This window comes from Kribbella swartbergensis (assembly GCF_054784135.1).
This window is the reverse complement of sequence record NZ_BAAGPM010000028.1, coordinates 1-780: the sequence shown is the minus strand read 5'-3', so window position 1 is coordinate 780 and position 780 is coordinate 1. Positions and strand designations below refer to the sequence as shown.

Here is a 780-nt window from a genome sequence, read left to right as displayed (position 1 = left end):
TGATGCAGCGCCCGCCCGAACTGGGTCATGCCGTCACCTCCCACTGCTCCTTTGCCATTGACGCGGAAGACAGCATGCTTGTCCGAGTAGAACGCCACCGGCTTGCCGTAAGCCTCCAGGTACTCCCGGGTGGATCTGAAATAATCGAAGGTCGACTCGGTCTCGACGAACTTCAGATGCATCAGCCGGCTGGTGGCATCATCAATGTCGACCAGCAGCGTGCAGGGCGGGCCGCGATCCTCAAACCAGGAGTGCTCGGAGCCATCGATCTGGACGAGTTCGCCGACGCAGTCGCGCCGGTAGCGCGGCTGGTGCACCCTTTGGAGCTTCTGCCGGCGCTCCTGCCACAAGCCCGCCGCGACCATCCAGCGCCGGATCGTCTCGACACCCAGAGTGATGCCGTGCCGCTCGGCGAGCTTCTCGCAGGCGAGGGTTGGGCCGAAATCGGCATAGTTGGCCGTGATCAGCGCCAGCACCTCGCTTCGCAGCGCCGCCGGATAGGAGCGGTTGCTGGGCTTGCCACGGCGTGACGACACTAACGCCGCCGGACCGCCGGCATGGTAGGCCTTGAGCAATCGGAACACCTGGCGTCGCGTGATCCGCAGCAGCTGGGCGGCCTCGCGCACCGTAATTCGCTCCGCCACGACGTCCCGCAGAATGTGAACCCGATCAATCTCCGGCCGGCTCATCCCGATCACCGTCATCAGATCCAATCTCCCCAGCACGATCACCCAGGGAGAGTGACATTTGTAATGGGGAGAGGAGTGACCTTTCTAACGG

1 protein-coding gene is annotated in these 780 nt (G+C 63.6%); it reads right to left on the bottom strand.

Annotation, left to right across the window (positions count from 1 at the left end; all coding sequences use genetic code 11):
• On the bottom strand, positions 1-731 hold a 731-nt coding region (locus tag ACYVOK_RS29060; protein ID WP_460665752.1), incomplete at its 3' end, for an ISNCY family transposase.
• Positions 732-780: the final 49 nt, after the last annotated feature.